13 protein-coding genes are annotated in these 18,825 nt (G+C 71.5%); 8 read left to right on the plus strand and 5 right to left on the minus strand.

Features of this window, described 5'->3' with window-relative positions:
• The first annotated feature begins 151 nt into the window (after positions 1 to 151).
• Positions 152 to 2,248 carry a DNA gyrase/topoisomerase IV subunit B gene (locus ACZZ97_RS05950; RefSeq protein WP_192042319.1) on the plus strand — a complete coding sequence of 699 codons (2,097 nt, stop codon included), beginning with the start codon at positions 152 to 154 and terminating at the stop codon, positions 2,246 to 2,248.
• A 107-nt stretch (positions 2,249 to 2,355) separates the two neighbouring features.
• Here ACZZ97_RS05950 and ACZZ97_RS05955 read toward each other — a convergent pair whose 3' ends face one another.
• Positions 2,356 to 4,866, minus strand: coding sequence for a DNA gyrase/topoisomerase IV subunit A (locus ACZZ97_RS05955; protein ID WP_314101363.1), 2,511 nt, complete (start codon positions 4,864 to 4,866; stop codon positions 2,356 to 2,358).
• 117 nt (positions 4,867 to 4,983) lie between these two features.
• On the opposite strand from ACZZ97_RS05955, the gene ACZZ97_RS05960 reads away from it, so the two are divergent.
• The gene (locus tag ACZZ97_RS05960; RefSeq protein WP_463472565.1) at positions 4,984 to 6,120 is read left to right on the plus strand and encodes an alkaline phosphatase family protein; all 1,137 of its coding nucleotides are present in this window, start codon (positions 4,984 to 4,986) and stop codon (positions 6,118 to 6,120) included.
• A gap of 28 nt (positions 6,121 to 6,148) precedes the next feature.
• Here the strand turns inward: ACZZ97_RS05960 and sepH are convergent, their stop codons facing one another.
• Entirely contained in the window at positions 6,149 to 7,330 is a 1,182-nt protein-coding gene (gene sepH, locus ACZZ97_RS05965) for a septation protein SepH (RefSeq protein ID WP_463472566.1), read from the minus strand.
• A gap of 212 nt (positions 7,331 to 7,542) precedes the next feature.
• On the opposite strand from sepH, the gene ACZZ97_RS05970 reads away from it, so the two are divergent.
• A complete protein-coding gene (locus ACZZ97_RS05970; RefSeq protein ID WP_123547235.1) occupies positions 7,543 to 7,836 on the plus strand; it encodes a DUF4193 domain-containing protein in 294 nt (97 codons plus the stop codon).
• On the opposite strand, the gene ACZZ97_RS05975 is transcribed toward ACZZ97_RS05970, so the two are convergent.
• Positions 7,811 to 8,266, minus strand: a complete 456-nt coding sequence (locus ACZZ97_RS05975) for a DUF3093 domain-containing protein (protein ID WP_314101371.1) — start codon at positions 8,264 to 8,266, stop codon at positions 7,811 to 7,813. The two genes, ACZZ97_RS05970 and ACZZ97_RS05975, sit on opposite strands and share 26 nt — an antisense overlap.
• Positions 8,267 to 8,304: 38 nt before the next feature.
• Here ACZZ97_RS05975 and dut point away from each other — a divergent pair, with 38 nt between their 5' ends.
• From dut to dxs, 5 genes are all read left to right on the plus strand, one after another.
• Positions 8,305 to 8,793 (plus strand): dUTP diphosphatase, encoded by a 489-nt coding sequence (dut, locus tag ACZZ97_RS05980; protein WP_463472567.1) that lies wholly within the window; start codon positions 8,305 to 8,307, stop codon positions 8,791 to 8,793.
• Positions 8,790 to 9,503, plus strand: coding sequence for a DUF3710 domain-containing protein (locus ACZZ97_RS05985; protein WP_463472568.1), 714 nt, complete (start codon positions 8,790 to 8,792; stop codon positions 9,501 to 9,503). Before dut ends, ACZZ97_RS05985 begins: the two co-directional genes overlap by 4 nt.
• A gap of 5 nt (positions 9,504 to 9,508) precedes the next feature.
• Entirely contained in the window at positions 9,509 to 10,297 is a 789-nt protein-coding gene (locus ACZZ97_RS05990; protein WP_463472569.1) for a DUF3159 domain-containing protein, read from the plus strand.
• Positions 10,298 to 10,447: 150 nt separating this feature from the next.
• Positions 10,448 to 13,258, plus strand: coding sequence for an aconitate hydratase AcnA (acnA, locus tag ACZZ97_RS05995; RefSeq protein ID WP_463472570.1), 2,811 nt, complete (start codon positions 10,448 to 10,450; stop codon positions 13,256 to 13,258).
• A 118-nt stretch (positions 13,259 to 13,376) separates the two neighbouring features.
• Positions 13,377 to 15,317: a 1-deoxy-D-xylulose-5-phosphate synthase gene (gene dxs, locus ACZZ97_RS06000; protein ID WP_463472571.1), complete on the plus strand. Its 1,941-nt coding sequence runs from the start codon at positions 13,377 to 13,379 to the stop codon at positions 15,315 to 15,317.
• Between the two features lie 113 nt (positions 15,318 to 15,430).
• On the opposite strand, the gene ACZZ97_RS06005 is transcribed toward dxs, so the two are convergent.
• The gene (locus tag ACZZ97_RS06005; protein ID WP_463472572.1) at positions 15,431 to 17,575 is read right to left on the minus strand and encodes a 3-hydroxyacyl-CoA dehydrogenase NAD-binding domain-containing protein; all 2,145 of its coding nucleotides are present in this window, start codon (positions 17,573 to 17,575) and stop codon (positions 15,431 to 15,433) included.
• A complete protein-coding gene (locus tag ACZZ97_RS06010) occupies positions 17,572 to 18,777 on the minus strand; it encodes a thiolase family protein (protein WP_463472573.1) in 1,206 nt (401 codons plus the stop codon). The genes ACZZ97_RS06005 and ACZZ97_RS06010 overlap by 4 nt, the downstream gene beginning before the upstream one ends.
• Between the last annotated feature and the right edge of the window lie 48 nt (positions 18,778 to 18,825).

Consider the following 18,825-nt stretch of genomic DNA (forward strand, 5'->3'; position numbering starts at 1 on the left):
CGGGTGCGATCCGAGCCGATTTCGCTCATCGCGTAGTGACGGAGGGGGGCGAGCGCCTCCCGGGACTGTCCGCGGGCGCTCGTAGGATGGAACCAGACCCCTGCCTCCGGAATTCCCGCCGGTCGGCTCTGCCTCGCGTCAGGAGAACACCATCGCCACGTCGGACTACTCGGCTCGCCACCTCTCGGTCCTCGAGGGGCTGGAGGCCGTCCGCAAGCGTCCCGGCATGTACATCGGGTCGACCGACTCGCGGGGCCTCATGCACTGCCTGTGGGAGATCATCGACAACTCGGTCGACGAGGCACTCGGCGGGCACGGCGACGCCATCGACGTCGTCCTGCACGCGGACGACAGCGTCGAGGTGCGCGACACGGCCCGCGGGATCCCCGTCGACATCGAGCCCAAGACGGGGCTGACGGGCGTCGAGGTCGTCTTCACCAAGCTGCACGCGGGCGGCAAGTTCGGCGGCGGCTCCTACGCCTCGTCGGGCGGCCTGCACGGCGTCGGGGCGTCCGTGGTCAACGCGCTGTCCGAGCGGCTCGACGTCGAGGTCGACCGTGGCGGCAAGACGTGGGCCATGTCGTTCCGCCGGGGCGAGCCCGGCACGTTCGCCGACGACGGCGCGCCCACCCCGGACGCGCCGTTCACGCCTTTCGTCTCGGGCAGCGTGCTGCGCGAGGTGGGCAAGGTGAAGCGCGGCGTGACCGGCACGCGCATCCGGTACTGGGCCGACCGCCAGATCTTCACCCGTGGCGCGTCCTTCCAGCCCGACGAGCTGTCCGGGCGCGCGCGTCAGACGGCGTTCCTCATCCCCGGGCTCACGCTCCGCATCCGCGACGAGCGGCCCGGGTCGCTCACCGACGGGGGCTTCCCCCACGAGAGCACGTACCGCTTCGACGGCGGCATCAGCGAGTTCGTCGAGTTCCTCGCCCCCGACGCCCCGGTCACCGACACCTGGCGCATGACGGGCACGGGCACGTACACGGAGACGGTGCCCGTCCTGACCGAGGGCGGCGCGATGGTCGCCACCGAGCTCGAGCGCGAGTGCGAGGTCGACATCGCCCTCCGGTGGGGCGGCGGCTACGAGACGGTCCTCCGCAGCTACGTGAACATCATCGCGACCCCGAAGGGCGGCTCGCACCAGACGGGCTTCGAGGCGGGGCTGCTCAAGTTCATGCGCCAGCAGGTCGAGCTCGCGGCACGGCGGTTGAAGGTCGGCACCGACAAGATCGAGAAGGACGACGTGATGGCGGGCCTGACCGTCGTGCTCACGGTCCGCCTCCCGGAGCCGCAGTTCGAGGGCCAGACGAAGGAGATCCTCGGGACGCCCGCCGTCCGGGCGATCGTCGCCAACGTCGTCCAGACGCGCTTCGCCGAGCTCTTCGCGTCCGCCCGCCGCGAGGACAAGGCCCAGACGGCTCTCGTGCTCGACAAGGTCGTCTCCGAGATGAAGTCGCGCATCGCGGCGCGTGCCCACAAGGAGACGCAGCGGCGCAAGAACGCCCTCGAGAACTCGTCCCTGCCGGCGAAGCTCGTCGACTGCCGGTCGAACGACGTCGGCAACAGCGAGCTCTTCATCGTCGAGGGCGACTCGGCACTGGGCACGGCGAAGCTCGCCCGAAACAGCGAGTACCAGGCGCTGCTGCCGATCCGGGGCAAGATCCTCAACGTGCAGAAGGCGTCGGTCAGCGACATGCTCTCGAACGTCGAGTGCGCCTCGATCATCCAGGTGCTGGGAGCAGGGTCGGGCCGCTCGTTCGACATCGACGCCGCTCGGTACGGCAAGGTCATCATCATGAGCGACGCCGACGTCGACGGGGCTCACATCCGCACGTTGCTCCTCACGTTGTTCTTCCGCTACATGCGCCCGATGATCGAGCAGGGTCGCGTCTTCGCAGCCGTGCCGCCCCTGCACCGGGTCGTCGTCATCAACCCCGGCAGCAAGCCGAACGAGACGATCTACACCTACTCCGAGAAAGAGCTGCAGACGCTCCTCGCGAAGCTGCGTCGCTCGAACAAGAAGTTCCAGGACCCGATCCAGCGCTACAAGGGCCTGGGCGAGATGGACGCCGAGCAGCTCGCGACGACGACGATGGACCGTTCCGGGCGCATGCTGCGCCGGGTGCGGGTCGACGACGCCGAGGCAGCGGCCCGGGTCTTCGAGCTCCTCATGGGCAACGAGGTCGCACCGCGCAAGGAGTTCATCATCGACGGCGCCGGCCTGAGCCGGGAGCGCATCGACGTCTGACCCACGCTGACCGCCCGTGCGGCCAGACCGCCCGCCGGGCCGGACCCGCGGTCTGGCCACCCCGCGGGGCCGGCCACCCGCCGGCGGGCCGGACGGAAGGAATCGCCTCACTCGGGCTCGGTGCCCGCGGGCGCTCCCGTCGCGGCGTCGGTGACGTGCGCCAGCGATGCGCCCACCGCGGCGACGACCGCCTCCAGGGGCGTGCCGGACGCGTCGCGACGCACGAGCGTCTCGGGGAGCGACCGGACGCCTCCGTCGACCGCCACCGCTCGGGCCGGGGCGGGCCCCACCCAGGCGAGCGAGAGCTCCGACTCGCCCTTGAGCAGCGCGTGTGACCGGACGCCCCCGGTGGCGCGGCCCTTGGCCGGGAACTCGGAGAAGGCGCTGATCTTGGCACGGCCGGGGTCGGTGCCCTCGAGCGCGCCGGCGGCGGACGAGATGGTGGCGACCACCGCCTCCTGCCCCTCGGGGACGGCGCCGAAGAAGACGACGCGGGCGTCCGGTGCGACCGAGACTCCCGCGACGCCGCCGCCGGCGGGCCCCTGGGGACGCACCGACGACGCCGGGAACCGCAGCAGCTGCGTGCTCGACGTCACGAAGACGAGCTCGTCGTCGTCGGCGCCCTGGGCCGCCCCGACGACGGAGTCGCCCTTCTTGAGCGTGATCACCGGGAACTCGGGCTTGGGCGGGTACTGCCCCGTCGCCACGCGCTTCACGACGCCCCGGGCGGTGCCGAGGGCGATCGGGCGGTCGGCCGTCAGCGAGACGAGCGCGAGCACCCGCTCGGACCTGTCGGCGAGGCCGAGGTAGTCGCGCACGGGGACGCCCGCTCCGAGCTGCACCGAGGTGGGCGGCACCGCCGGCAGGTCGACCGGCGTGAACCGGAGCAGCCGCCCCGTCGTCGTCACCGCCCCGATCTCGGCACGAGTCGTCGTGTCGATCGACGACAGCACGGCGTCGTGCGCGGTCCGACGCGACGGGGGAGCGGGCGTGGCCGCCGACGGGTCCTGGTGGTCGACGCGCAGGAGGCGCCCCGTCGTCGACAGGAACACCCGCGTGGGCGTGTCGGCGATCTCGAGCACCGGGGCGTTCTTGCCGCGGCCCTGCTTCGCGATGCTCGGGGCAGCCTCCGTGAGGAGGGTGCGGCGTGGCGTCCCGAACTGCTCGGCGATGTCGGCGAGCTCGCTCGAGACGAGCGCCCGGAGCCGGGCAGGGTCGCCGAGCAGCGCCTGCAGCTCGGCGATCGCGGCGCGGAGTTCGTCGCGCTCGGTCTCGAGCTCGACGCGGCTGAACTTGGTGAGGCGCCGCAGCTGCAGGTCGAGGATGTACTCGGCCTGGATCTCGCTCAGGTCGAAGACCTCGCGGAGGCGGGCCCGGGCGGCGGCCGTGTCGTCGCTCGAGCGGATCACCTGGATGACCTCGTCGATGTCGAGGATGGCGATCAGGAGCCCCTCGACCAGGTGGAGGCGCGCCTCCTTCTTGCCGAGGCGGTGCCGGGTGCGACGGGTCACGACCTCGACACGGTGGCCGACGTAGACCTCGAGCATCTCCTTGAGGCCGAGGGTCCGCGGCTGGCCCTCGACGAGCGCCACCGCGTTGATGCTGAAGCCGTCCTCGAGGGGGGTGTAGCGATAGAGCTGCTCGAGCACGGCCTCCGGGCTGAAGCCCGTCTTGATGCCGATGACGAGGCGCAGGCCGTGGGTGCGGTCCGTCAGGTCGGTGACGTCGGTGATCCCTGTGAGCTTCTTCGCCTGGACGCCGTCCTTGATCTTCTCGATCACCTTCTCGGGGCCGACGAGGTACGGCAGCTCGGTCACGACGAGGCCGGACTTGCGCGCCGTGATGCTCTCGACCTGCACGCGCGCGCGGGTCTTGAACGACCCGCGTCCGGTCGCGTAGGCGTCGCGGACCCCGGCGAGGCCGGAGATGGTGCCGCCGGTCGGCAGGTCGGGCCCGGGCACGAAGGCCATCAGGTCGTCGAGGCTCGCGTCGGGGTGGTCGATCAGGTGGCGGGCGGCGCCGACCACCTCGACGAGGTTGTGCGGGGCCATGTTGGTCGCCATGCCGACGGCGATGCCGCTCGCGCCGTTCACGAGCAGGTTCGGGAACGCCGCGGGGAGCACCTCGGGCTGCATGAGCTGGTTGTCGTAGTTGGGCACGAAGTCGACGACGTCCTCGTCGAGGCTGCGGGTCATCGCGAGCGACGCCTCGGCGAGCCGGGCCTCCGTGTACCGCGGCGCGGCCGGCCCGTCGTCGAGCGAGCCGAAGTTGCCGTGCCCGTCGATCAGCGGGACGCGCATCGTGAACGACTGGGCCTGGCGGACCATTGCGTCGTAGATGGCCGTGTCGCCGTGCGGGTGCAGCTTGCCCATCACCTCGCCGACGACGCGCGCGCTCTTGACGTGGCCCCGGTCGGGGCGTAGCCCCATCTCGGACATCTGGTAGAGGATGCGTCGCTGCACCGGCTTGAGGCCGTCCCGGGCGTCGGGCAGGGCCCGCGAGTAGATGACCGAGTAGGCGTACTCGAGGAACGACCCCTGCATCTCGAGCGAGACGTCGATGTCCTCGATGCGCTCTCCGGAGTCGGTCGGGCCGGTCGTGTTCTCGGTCGTCGTCATGCACTTCTCTGGGGCAGGAGGTGCGGGAGGCACCTGGGCGGGTGGTCGTCGACGCGAGGAGGCGGCAGCGGCGGGAGGGCGGTCCGCTCGCGGACCCGCTGTGCCAGACTGGTGCCGATGACGACCATCGTACCGGCGCGTCCCCCCGGCGCGGTGAGCCTGGCCGACGTCCTGCCGTCCGTCCTCGCCGCACTGACCGGCGGCGTCGGGGCCCTTCCGCTCCCTCCCGCCCGCTCGGCCGTCGTCCTGCTCGTCGACGGGCTCGGCTCGGCCGCCCTCGGGGCCCGTCGTGGCCACGCTCGTCACCTGGCGGGCGCCTCCGGCAGCCTCTTCTCCGGCTTCCCGACGACCACCGCCTCCGCCCTCACGACCTTCACGACCGGCCGCCTGCCGGGCGAGCACGGCCTGGTCGGCTACTCGGTGCTGGACGCCGACCGTGACCGCGTCGTCAAGCAGCTGTCCGGCTGGGACGCCGGCATGCGGCCCGACACGTGGCAGCTCAGCGGCACGGTGTTCGAGGACGCCGCCGTCCAGGGAGTCCGCAGCGCGGCCGTCGGCCCTGCGCGCTACGCCCGGTCAGGGTTGACGGAGGCGATCCTGCGCGGCGCGGCCTACGAGGCGGCCGAGTCGATCGCGGACAGGTTCCGTCGCGCGCGCGACCTCGTCGCCGCCCCCGGGGGCACGATCGTCTACCTCTACGTGCCCGAGCTCGACATGATCGCGCACCGCCTCGGCTGGCAGAGCGACGAGTGGACGGCCGCCCTCGAGGAGGTGGACGGCGAGGTGGGCAGGCTCGCCGCCTCCCTGGGGCCCGACGAGGGACTCCTCGTGACGGCCGACCACGGCCTGCTCGACGTCGGAGAGAAGGGGCGCATCGTCTTCGGGCACCGCGCCGCTCTCGTGGACGGGGTGCGTCACGTGGCTGGCGAGCCCCGGTGCCTGCAGCTGCACTTCGAGCCGGACGCGTCGGAGGCGGTCCGCGCCGCCACCCTGGACGCCTGGCGCGCGGCGGAGTCGGACCGCGCCTGGGTCGTCACCCGCGACGAGGCGGTGCAGGCCGGGTGGTTCGGCTCCGTCGATCCCGTCGTGGCGCCCCGCATCGGGGACGTCCTGGTCGCCGCCCGGAAGGGCGTCGTCTGGTACGACGGCAGGGCCTCGGGAGGACAGGCAGGGTCGATGATCGGCCAACACGGTTCGTGGTCGGGCGACGAGACGCAGGTGCCGCTGCGACGATTCGGCGCCTTCGCTCGCTGAGCCGCAGGCACGTCGTCCGCGCGGGGCGTCAGGCGGGGTCGTCGTCCGAGCGGGCCCCGAAGACGATCTCGTCCCAGCTCGGCATGGACGCGCGGCCGCGCGCTTTCTTCGGACCGCCCTGCCCGGGCACGACGCCGTCCGGTCCGGGCATCGGGCGTCGACCGCCGCGGACCTGGCCCACGGTGCGCGGTCGCTGCCCGCCGTCGCCCTGTGCCGAGGGGGGACCAGGGAGGAGGGGCTGCGGCGTCGTCTCGCCCTCGGGCAGGTCGAAGTCGTCGAGGGGCACGTCGATGACCCGGATGGAGCTGGTGGAGAGTTCGTCTCGCGAGGAGTCGTCCGAGAAGCGCGCCGCCTCGCGCTCGCCTCGCCGTCGACGGAGGGCCTCGAGCAGGTCGGCGGTCTGGGCGTGCGGGTCGCCGGCTGCGGCGTCGGGGTCGCGGTTCGTCGCCGCGAGGGAGGCGGGGGAGCGGACGTCCTGCCGCGCGACCGCTGCGGGGCGGTCCGGACGGTGCTCGTCCGGGGCCGCGTCGTCCAGGTGCCCGTCCTCGGGCTCGACGAGGAACGCGCCGCTGTCGAAGCGGCCCGTCACGGGCTCGTCGTCTGCGGGGCGGAGACCGACGGCCCGGAGACGCGGGACGAGGGGGCCGACGTCGGCCGAGTGCTGCGAGAGGGTGCGGGCGTCGCCCGCGTGCGGGACGAGGGAGAGGGCCTTGGGGTCGAAGCGCCAGGTGGCGTCTCGCGACACCTCCTGCGTCACGTACGAGACGGAGACGAGCCAGCCGTGCTCGGCGTCCTTGTAGCTGGTCCAGTGACGATCGGTCGCGGCGGCGGTGTCGAGACGCGACTCGATGACGCCCCCGAACGAGGACGAGTCGCCGTCGGGCTGCACGTCGGAGGCGACCGTGACGGCGACGCCGAGGGCGGTGCCCAGGGCGTGCGACCTCTCGGCGAGGACCGGGCCCTCGAAGCGCCGCACGTAGGCGAGGTCCGCTCCCGTGCGCTCCGCCGCCTGCTCGGGCGAGAGCCCGGAGCGGATGAGCGACTGGATCTCGCGCGGCGGCGCCTTCCGCTCGACCGGGGTGCTGTCGGGGGCCGCTGCGCGCAGCTGCGACCTCAGCGACGGGGTGACGGGGAGCCGGTACTCGGCACCGCCGTCGGCGGCGACGACGAGCGCTCCGCTCTCGACCCCGATGACCCTCAGATCCTGCATCTCGCACGCCTTTCCACCGTCGTGTCCTGGCCAGAAGCGTCCCACGTCAGAGGCGTGTTCCCGGGAATGGAACGGGCGTGCCGCGAGTTCATCCAGAGCGGCTGAGAGGCCCCTTCGGCGGGTTTGCTATTCGACAACTAGTGATGCAAACTGTGCCCGCCGAATTCGGTACACGAACTTCGGTACACGAACTATTGAAGAACTGGATGGGCATGGCCACCGACTACGACGCACCTCGCAAGAACGACGACGACGGCTCGGAGTCGATCGAGGGGCTCAAGGAGCGCACCCCCGACAAGACCACCGGGGTGATCGACGACGACGCGGACAACCCGGGCTCGTTCGAGCTCGCCGGCCAGGATCTCTCCGACCTCGACCTCGACGTCGTCGTCCTGCCCCCGCAGGTCGACGAGTTCACGTGCGTCGAGTGCTTCCTCGTGAAGCACCGCTCGCAGCTCGACCACGAGACCAAGCTGGGCGCTATCTGCCGGGAGTGCGCTGCCTGAGCGACTCCAGGAGACGGACGACGTCGTCGGGTCGTCTCGTCGACACCAACCAGTAGGGTGCGGGATCCGTCTCGTCGGTGAGGGTGATCCTCACCACCGGCTTCACCCAGCCACGGAAGAGGGTCCAGGCTCGCGCGTCGAGCCTGGGCCCTCTCTGCTGTGTGGCCTCGGCTCCCGAGAATCCCCGCACCTCTCCGATCTCGTGCGGGAAGAGACGGGCGCGCCCGGCGGAGAACCCCTCGTCGTCGATGCGGAGCACCGGCGAGGTGAAGACGAGGGCGAGCACCGTCGCCGCGTAGAAGAGGACCGCCACGACGACCCCGACGAGCTGGTCGATGGGCAGGAAGACGAGCAGCGTCGCGGGGACGACCAGGGCGGTCGCGACGAAGACGGTGGCCGGCGGCGTGAGCCGTTCGCGGTACGGGTTCATGGGTCCATTCGACCAGACTTCTGCACTAGCCTCGACACGTGACCCCGACCCTCGACGTCCTCTTCACGGCCGACCGAGCCGGCGCCTCCTCGTCCCCGGACGACCTGGCACCGCGGTACGCGCACCCCGGCGACGCGGGAGCGGACCTGCTCTCGTCCGAGGCGCTCGTCCTCCGGGCGGGCCACCGGGCCCTGGTCGGCACCGGCGTGTCGATCGCCCTGCCCGAGGGCCACGCGGCCTTCGTCGTCCCGCGCAGCGGCCTGGCGGCCAAGCACGGAATCACCGTCGTGAACAGCCCGGGCACGGTCGACGCCGGCTACCGCGGCGAGATCAAGGTCACGCTCCTGAACACCGACCTCGAGTCGGACCACCAGATCGAGGTGGGCGACAAGATCGCCCAGCTCGTCGTCGTGCCCGTCGCCCGGGCCGTCTTCGTCCCCGTCGACGAGCTGCCCGAGAGCAGCCGGGGCACGGGCGGCTTCGGCTCGACGGGCTACGCACACACCACCGGAGGCACCGCATCATGAGGAAGTCGAAGCGCGAGGCGCAGCAGCTGGCCGAGATCGAGGTCGAGACCGCCGACCTGGCCGACGTCGAGGTCGACATCGAGGCCCTGGACGACGCCGAGGTCGAGGTCTTCGACGACTCGAAGTCCGCGCCCGCGGACCGGGCCGACGAGGGCCCGCTCGACGAGACCGAGGCCAATCCCGTCCGTCCGTACGTCGACCTGGGCGGCGTGAAGATCGTCCCGCGCGACGGACTGCACCTGCGGCTCGAGGTCGAGGAGGGCAGCAAGCGCGTCGTCGCGGTCGGCCTCGACTTCGCGAAGTCGACGCTGCAGGTGCAGCCCTTCGCGGCTCCCCGCACGACGGGCCTCTGGAACGAGATCCGCGAGCAGATCAGCGAGCAGATCCAGAAGCAGGGCGGGACGACGACCGAGGTCGACGGCCCGTTCGGTCCCGAGGTCCGCGCCGAGATCCCGCTGATGGGCGGCGACCCCGGCAGCACGCGCCTGGCGAGGTTCATCGGCGTCGACGGCCCGCGCTGGTTCCTCCGCGGCGTGATCGCGGGAGACGCCACCGTCGACGACGAGGCCGCCGCGAAGATCGAGGAGCTGTTCCGCAGCATCGTCGTCGTCCGGGGCACCACCCCGATGCCTCCTCGCGAGCTCATCCCGCTCAGCATGCCGAAGCCGAGCGCTGTCGACGCGTCCGCGGGCGCCGCCGACGAGGCCTGACCCTCGTGCAGAGCGACGGGGCGGCGGCCCGGCCCGACGACGAGCGACCCGGGCCCGGCGACGAGTCGCCCCTCGACGACCCGCGCGTCTCGCTGGCCGCCCAGCTGCGCACGGCCGCCCAGAAGGCCGGCATCGGGCAGGTCGCACCCGGTGAGGTGCCCACCGCCTCCGCTCTCCTCACGGCCATCGGCGGGGTCCGCGGCCTGGCCGAGTCGATCGTGCCCGGGCTGGGCTTCGTGGTCGTGTACACGATCACCGGCGAGCTTCTGCCGTCGGTGCTGATCCCCGTCGCCCTCGCCGTTGTGTTCGTCGTCTCCCGGGCCGTGCAGCGCGGTCCGGTAGCGCAGGCACTCGCCGGCGTTCTCGGCGTCGCGCTGTCGGCCGGGATCGCCCTGCTGAGCGGTCGGGCCGAGGGCAACTTCGTCCCCGGCATCGTCATCAACGCGATCTCGCTCCTGGCGATGGTCGTCAGCATCGCCGTGCGCTGGCCCCTGGTCGGCATCATCGTCGGCCTCCTGACCAACGAGGGAGGCGCCTGGCGGCAGGACCGCGCCAAGCGCCGCGTCCTCGTGCTGGTCACCTGGCTGTGGGCAGGGCTGTTCGCGGCTCGCCTCGCGGTCCAGCTCCCGCTCCTGCTGAGCGGGCAGATCACCGCGCTCGCCACCCTCAAGCTCCTCATGGGCGTGCCCCTCTACGCCGGCCTCCTCTGGGTCACGTGGCTGCTCGTCCGGACCGTCTACCGCGGTCGTGCCTCCGGCGACGACGCCGTCGACGCGCAGGGCACCGTCAGCTAGCCCACCGCCTCCGGTGCTAGGTTTGTCTCGACATCAAGACAGTTCGACGACATGCGCCCGCACTCCGTCGACGACTTAGGCTGACCTCGCTGGTGCGGTCCCTCGTCGTCGGGTCATGATGAGGGCGAAGTCCAGCAAGGGAGACGGCACGTGTCTGCAATCAACAGCTTCAGCTCGAAAGACGTCCTGACGGTCGGCGGCACCGACTACGAGGTCTACCGCATCGACGCGGTGGACGGCTCGCAGAAGTTGCCGTTCAGCCTCAAGGTCCTGCTCGAGAACCTGCTCCGCACCGAGGACGGCGCGAACGTCACGGGCGACCAGATCCGCGCACTCGGCTCGTGGCAGCCGACCGCCGAGCCCGACACCGAGATCCAGTTCTCGCCGGCGCGCGTCGTCATGCAGGACTTCACGGGGGTGCCCTGCATCGTCGACCTCGCCACCATGCGCGAGGCGGTCTCGGCCCTCGGCGGCGACCCCACCAAGATCAACCCCCTCGCCCCGGCCGAGCTCGTGATCGACCACTCGGTCATCGCCGACCTGTTCGGCTCGGCCGACGCGCTCGAGCGCAACGTCGACATCGAGTACGAGCGCAACGGCGAGCGGTACCAGTTCCTCCGCTGGGGACAGACGGCCTTCGACGACTTCAAGGTCGTGCCGCCGGGGACGGGCATCGTGCACCAGGTCAACATCGAGTACCTGGCTCGCGTCACGTACAGCCGCGAGGTCGGCGGGGTCCTGCAGGCCTACCCCGACACCCTGGTCGGCACCGACTCGCACACGACGATGGTCAACGGCCTCGGCGTGCTCGGCTGGGGCGTGGGCGGCATCGAGGCCGAGGCGGCCATGCTCGGCCAGCCCGTCTCCATGCTCATCCCCAAGGTCGTGGGCTTCAAGCTCAGCGGCTCGATCCCCACCGGCGTCACCGCCACGGACGTGGTGCTGACCATCACGCAGCAGCTGCGTGCGCACGGCGTGGTCGGCAAGTTCGTCGAGTTCTACGGCGACGGCGTCGCGGAGGTCCCGCTGGCCAACCGCGCCACGATCGGCAACATGAGCCCGGAGTTCGGGTCGACGGCCGCGATCTTCCCCATCGACGACGTCACCCTCGACTACCTCCGCCTCACCGGTCGGTCCGACGAGCAGATCGAGCTCGTCGAGGAGTACGCGAAGCTGCAGGGCCTCTGGCACGACCCTTCGGTCGAGCCCGTCTTCAGCGAGTACCTCGAGCTGGACCTCGCGACAGTCGTCCCCTCCATCGCCGGCCCCAAGCGTCCCCAGGACCGCATCGAGCTGACGAACGCGAAGAGCCAGTTCGGGGTCGACCTCGACGCCTACGCGACGACGGACCACTCCATGGTCGACGAGGCGATCGAGGGCACGTTCCCGGCCTCGGACCCCGTCGGCTTCACGGCCCAGGACGAAGAGTCGTCCCACGCGCACTCGCACACGTCGCACGCCCCCTCGACGGTGTCGAAGCCGACGCAGGTCGCGCTCGACGACGGCTCGTCGTTCACGCTCGACCACGGCGCAGTCGCCATCGCCGCCATCACGTCCTGCACCAACACGTCGAACCCCTCGGTGATGCTCGCGGCCGGCTTGCTCGCCCGCAACGCCAGCAAGAAGGGCCTGAAGGCCAAGCCGTGGGTCAAGACGACCCTGGCGCCCGGCTCCAAGGTCGTCACCGACTACTACGAGAAGGCCGGTCTCACCAGCTACCTCGAGGACCTGGGCTTCTACACCGTCGGCTACGGCTGCACGACCTGCATCGGCAACTCGGGCCCGCTGCTGGACGAGATCTCGACCGCAGTCCAGGACAACGACCTCGCCGTCACGGCGGTCCTCTCGGGCAACCGCAACTTCGAGGGCCGCATCAACCCCGACGTCAAGATGAACTACCTGGCGAGCCCGCCGCTGGTCATCGCCTACGCACTGGCCGGGTCGATGAACTTCGACTTCGAGGCCGACGCGCTCGGCACGTCGCCCGACGGCAGCGACGTCTACCTGCGCGACATCTGGCCCGACGCGGCCGAGGTGCAGTCGACCATCGACTCGTCGATCGACACCGACATGTTCACGCACGAGTACGCCGGCGTCTTCGACGGCGACGAGCGCTGGCGGTCGCTGCCGACGCCCACGGGCGCGACCTTCGAGTGGGACCCGGAGTCGACGTACGTCCGGAAGCCCCCGTACTTCGAGGGCATGACGCTCGAGACGACCCCGGTGACGGACATCGTCGGGGCGCGCGTCCTCGCCAAGCTCGGCGACTCGGTCACGACCGACCACATCAGCCCCGCCGGCTCGATCAAGTCGGACAGCCCTGCCGGTCACTACCTGGCCGAGCACGGCGTCGACCGCAAGGACTTCAACTCCTACGGGTCGCGTCGCGGCAACCACGAGATCATGATCCGCGGCACCTTCGCGAACATCCGACTTCGGAACCAGCTGCTGGACGGGGTCGAGGGCGGCTACACGCGCGACTTCACCCAGGCCGACGCCCCGCAGTCGTTCATCTACGACGCCAGTGCGCGCTACCAGGAGCAGGGCACGCCCCTCGTCATCCTCGGCGGCAAGGAGTACGGCTCCGGCTCCTCGCGTGACTGGGCGGCGAAGGGCACGAGCCTCCTGGGGGTCAAGGCGGTCATCACCGAGAGCTTCGAGCGCATCCACCGTTCGAACCTGATCGGCATGGGCGTCGTCCCGCTGCAGTTCCCGGAGGGCGAGACCTGGGAGTCCCTGGGGCTCGACGGCACCGAGTCCATCAGCATCCACGGGCTCGAGCAGCTGAACGAGGGCACGACGCCCAAGACCGTGCACGTGACCGCCGAGCCGACCGAGCACTCGGCGGACGGCGCCCGCACGATCGAGTTCGACGCCGTCGTCCGGATCGACACGCCGGGCGAGGCGGACTACTACCGCAACGGCGGCATCCTGCAGTACGTCCTCCGCAGCCTGGTCTAGCCGCACCCCGAGGCCCTCGATGTCGTGTCCGCACGGCGCCGGGGGCCTCCCGGCGTTCCCCGCGGTCCGCGCCTAAACTGAGGATCGCCGCCTCCGGGCTGCCGGAAAGGAAATCCCGATGAGCATCCTCGAGACGATCAGTGGTCCCCGCGACCTCGATCACCTCACCGACCAGCAGATGATCGCGCTGGCCGCCGAGATCCGCCGCTTCCTCGTGACCGAGGTGTCCAAGACCGGCGGGCACCTGGGGCCCAACCTCGGCGTCGTCGAGCTGACGCTGGCCATGCACCGGGTCTTCGAGTCGCCGCACGACGCCTTCGTCTTCGACACCGGCCACCAGTCGTACGTGCACAAGCTCGTCACCGGTCGGCAGGACTTCAGCGGGCTGCGGCTGCGCGGCGGCCTGGCGGGCTACCCGCAGCGCTCCGAGTCGGAGCACGACATCGTCGAGAGCTCCCACGCCTCCAGCAGCCTCTCGTGGGCCGACGGGATCTCCCGGGCGTTCCAGCTCACGGGGCAGTCGGACCGCCACGTCGTCGCGGTGGTGGGCGACGGTGCCCTCACCGGCGGCATGACGTGGGAGGCCCTGAACAACATCAGCGACGACAACGGTCGCCGGCTGATCATCGTGGTCAACGACAACGGCCGCTCGTACGCCCCGACGATCGGCGGCATGGCGCGGTTCCTCAACACCGTCCGCACCCGCAGCACGTACCGCGACATGCACCGCGGCTCCGAGGCCGTGTTCGACCACCTGGGGCACCCCGGGCGGGCGCTCTACCGCGGCGTGCGGGGCGGCCTGCACGGTTTCCTCAGCCGGTTCACGAACAACGAGGCCCTCTACTCGAACCTCGACGTCAAGTACCTCGGCCCGGTCGACGGCCACGACCAGAAGGCGATGGAGGAGGCGCTCACCCAGGCGAAGGACTACGGCGCCCCCGTCATCGTCCACGCGATCACGGAGAAGGGCCGCGGCTACGACCCGGCTCGCGCCGACGTCGCCGACCAGTTCCACGCGGTCGGCCAGATCGACCCCGAGACGGGGGAGCCTCTCGAGACGACCAACGCCCCCTCGTGGACGAGCGTCTTCGCGGACGAGATCGTCTCGATCGCCGAGCGCGACGAGACCGTCGTCGGCATCACGGCCGCCATGCTCCGGCCCGTCGGCCTGCACAAGCTCGCCGAGCGCTTCCCGAGCCGTGTCCTCGACGTCGGGATCGCGGAGCAGCACGCCGTGACGAGCGCGGCCGGCCTGGCCTTCGGAGGCCTGCACCCGGTCGTGGCCCTCTACGCCACCTTCGTCAACCGCGCCTTCGACCAGGTGCTCATGGACGTCGGCCTGCACCGGGCGGGCGTGACGTTCGTCCTCGACCGGGCCGGCGTCACCGGCCCCGACGGGCCCAGCCACCACGGCATGTGGGACCTGGCTCTGCTCCAGATCGTCCCGCACATCCGCCTCGCCGCCCCGCGAGACGCCTCGCGCCTGCGCGAGGAGCTCCGGGAGGCCGTCGCCGTGACCGACGCGCCGACGGTGGTGCGCTTCTCGAAGGGCAGCGTCGGCACGGAGCACGAGGCCGAGTCGCGCCTCCCGGACGGCGTCGACGTCCTCGCGAGCGACGAGCGGCGCGACGTGCTGCTGGTCTGCGTGGGTCCGATGGCCACCGTCGGCCTGGACGTCGCCGAGCGCCTCGCGGCGCAGGGGATCGGGGCGACCGTCGTCGACCCGCGCTGGGTCGTCCCCGTGCCGCGGTCGATCATCGAGCTCGCCGCGGAGCACCGGCTGGTCGTCACCATCGAGGACGGCGTCCGCGTCGGCGGGATCGGCACCCGAGTCCGTCAGGACCTGCGCGAGGCCGGCGTCGACACCGCGCTCACCGAGCTCGGGCTCCCCGACGAGTTCCTGCAGCACGGTTCTCGCGCCGAGATCCTCGAGGAGGCGGGCCTCACCCCTCAGCACATCGCGCGGGACGTGGTGGCCCAGGTCCTCGGCAGCAAGATCCCCGTGGCCCGCCCGCTCGACGACGCCTCGGTGCGCGGGGTGGACGCGCAACAGGACTAGGGCGTGCGTGCACCGCACGGTGCACGACGAGGGAGGGCCCCGACGACCAGGTCGTCGGGGCCCTCCCTCGTGACGGGACGAGCGGCTCCTCGGCGGACGCCGGGACGCTCGGCTCAGGCCGGGACGCGCACCGTGTGCTCCGGGCCGACCACGAGGGGGTCGTGGAACGCGCGTCCCCGCACCCGCTCGGAGGCTCCGACCCGGTCGAGGTAGGGCGTCACGCCGCCCATCTGGAACGGCCAGCCCGCGCCCAGGACGAGACAGAGGTCGATGTCCTCGGCCGCCGCTACCACCCCGTCGTCGAGCATCCGGCCCACCTCGTCGGCGAGGCCGTCCTCGATGCGGCGCCGCAGCTCGTCGTCCGTGAGGGGAGTGCCCTCGCCGGCGACGAGGGCGACGGCCTTCTTGTCGAAGCCCTTGCGGCGCCCCTTGGCGTCGCGCTCGAAGACGCGGCCGTGATCGGCGAGCCGGTGCAGGCCGTCGCTGGCGAAGAAGCGCTCGGGGAACGCCGCGTGGTGCGTGTCGAGCACGTGCGCCCCGACGGTGAGGCCGACGAGCTCGAGCAGCTCGAACGGAGTCATCGGGAGGCCGAACGGCGCGGTGGCCCGCTCGACCGTCTCGAAGGGGGTGCCCGTCTCGACGGCGTGCATGGCCTCGCCGAGCAGCTTGGCCAGGATGCGGTTCACGACGAAGCCGGGGGTGTCAGCGGTGATGACGGCGTTCTTCCGCAGGGCGGCTGCCGTCACCATCGCCGTGCTGAGGGTCGCCTCGTCGGTCGCCGGGGCCTTCACGACCTCGATCAACGGCATGACCGCGACCGGGTTGAAGAAGTGGAAGCCGACGAGCCGCTCGGGGTGCGCGAGGCGGGCCCCGATCTGCTCGACGCTGAGCGAGGAGGTGTTCGTCGCCAGCACCGTCGTCTCCGAGACGACGGCCTCGACGTTCGCGAAGACCTCCTGCTTGACGCCCAGTTCCTCGAAGACGGCCTCGATGACCCAGTCCGCGTCGGCGAAGTCGGCGAGGTCGGTCGTGCCGGTCACCAGGGCGGTGAGGCGGTTCGACTCGTCGCCCGAGATGCGGCCCTTCTCGGCCAGCTGCAGGATCTCGCCGCGGATGCGCTCGACGCCGGCGTCGACGCGGGCCTGGTCGATGTCGGTGATGACCACCGGGACCTGCAGGCGCCGGACGAAGAGCAGCGCGAACTGGCTGGCCATGAGGCCTGCGCCCACCACCCCGACCTTGCCGACCTTGCGCGCCACGTCGGGGGAGGGGGCACCGGCAGGCTTCTTCGCCCGCTTCTGCACCAGGTCGAACGCGTACATGCTGGCGTGGAACTGGTCACCGGACACGAGCTCGGCCAGGGCCTCGTCCTCGGCGGCGAACCCCGTCGCCCGGTCGGTGTTCCGCGCTGCCTCCAGCAGGTCGAGGGCGACCCAGGGCGACCGTGCCACCGTGCCGATCCGCGACTCGAGCGACTTGCGGGCGATCGAGATCGCCGCGCCCCACTTGACGGCGCGCTCGATCTTGCCGGGCACGTTCGGCCGGGCGACCTTCGTGCGACCCGCCACGACGCCGTCGGCCCAGCGGATCGAGTCCTCGAGGAACGCGGCCGGGCCGAACTCGACGTCGACGATGCCGAGCTCGAGGGCCTGCGCGGCCTTGAGCGTGCGGTTGTTCTTGAGCGGGTTCTCGAGGACGACCTTGAGCGCGTTCTCGATCCCGATGAGGTTCGGCAGCAGCCAGGCGCCGCCCCACGCGGGGACGATGCCGAGGAACACCTCGGGCAGGGCGATGGCCGCCGCGGACGAGTCGACCGTGCGGTAGTCGGCGTGCAGGGCTATCTCGAGCCCGCCTCCCAGGGCCAGGCCGTTCACGAAGACGAACGTCGGGACCCCGGCGTCGTGCAGCTTGCCGAGGGTCGAGTGGCCGAGGCGAGCCAGCTCGCGGGCCACGTCGCGGCTCGGGATCTGGCTGACCTTGCTGAGGTCGGCGCCGGCGGCCAGGAAGTAGGGCTTGCCGGTGACCGCGATGGCCTGGACCTCGCCGCGGGAGGCGCGGGCCCGGAGGCCGTCCAGGGTCGCGGACAGCTCGACGAGGGTCGCGGGCCCCAGCGTGCTCGGCCGCTTGTGGTCGCGGCCGTTGTCGAGCGTGACGAGGGCGAGGACGCCGCCCGAGGGCAGCGGCACGTCCCGGACGAACGAGTGCGTCACCACCTCGTCGGCGCTGAGGGCGGTGAGCTGGTCGACTGCGCTGCTCACGATCGAGCCGCCTTCCGTGAGTAGTGGGGGTTCTCCCAGATGACGCTGCCGCCCTGGCCGAGGCCGACGCACATGGCCGTGAGCCCGTAGCGGACCTCGGGGTGCTGCTCGAACTGGCGGGCCAGCTGGATCATCAGGCGGACGCCCGACGACGCGAGCGGGTGGCCCACGGCGATGGCGCCGCCCCAGGGGTTGACGCGAGGGTCGTCGTCGTCGATGCCGAAGTGGTCGAGCAGCGAGAGGACCTGCACGGCGAAGGCCTCGTTCAGCTCGAACAGGCCGATGTCGTCGATCGTCAGCCCCGCCTTGCGCAGGGCCTTCTCCGTCGAGGGCACCGGGCCGATGCCCATGATCTCGGGCTCGACCCCGGCGTAGGCGAAGCTGACGAGGCGCATCTTGACGCCGAGGCCGAGCTCGTCGGCGGCTCCTCGGGAGGCGAGCAGGCTGACGGTCGCACCGTCGTTCAGCCCCGACGAGTTGCCGGCGGTGACCCGCCCGTGGGGGCGGAACGGCGTCCGCAGCCCGGCCAGCCCCTCCATCGTGGTCTCGGGCCGTGGCGCCTCGTCGCGCGTGGCCAGGCCCCAGCCCTCGGGCGTCTGCACCGCGACCGGCACGAGGTCGGGCTGGATGTGGCCCGCGTCGTAGGCGGCGGCGAGCTTCTGCTGCGACCGCAGGGCGAAGCGGTCGGAGCGCTCCTTGGTGAGCTGCGGGAACCGGTCGTGGATCCGCTCGGCGGTCGAGCCCATGTTCAGGGCGTCGCCGCTGACCAGCTTCTCCGTGAGGAACCGGGGGTTGGGATCGGCCGCGAAGCCCATCGGGTGCCGGCCCATGTGCTCGACGCCGCCCGCGAGGACGACGTCGTAGGCGCCGAACGCGACGCCGCCGGCGAGGGTCGTGACGCTCGTCATGGCACCGGCGCACATGCGGTCGATCGCGAAGCCGGGCACCGAGCGGGGCAGCCCCGCCAGGAGGGCCGTGGTGCGACCGAGGGTCAGGCCCTGGTCGCCCTGCTGAGTCGTGGCGGCGATCGCGACGTCGTCGACGCGGTCGAGGGGGAGCGAGGGGTTGCGCTCGAGAAGGCCCTTCATGGCCTTCACGACGAGGTCGTCGGCCCTCGTTCCCCAGTACATGCCTTTTTCTCCGGCCCTGCCGAACGGGGTGCGTACCCCGTCGACGAAGACCACGTCTGTCGTGTCGGCCACAGTGCCTCCAGTGCTCGGAACTGCTCCGATCCTAGGGAGGGGCCTGAT

This window comes from Frigoribacterium sp. AC512, assembly GCF_979258295.1.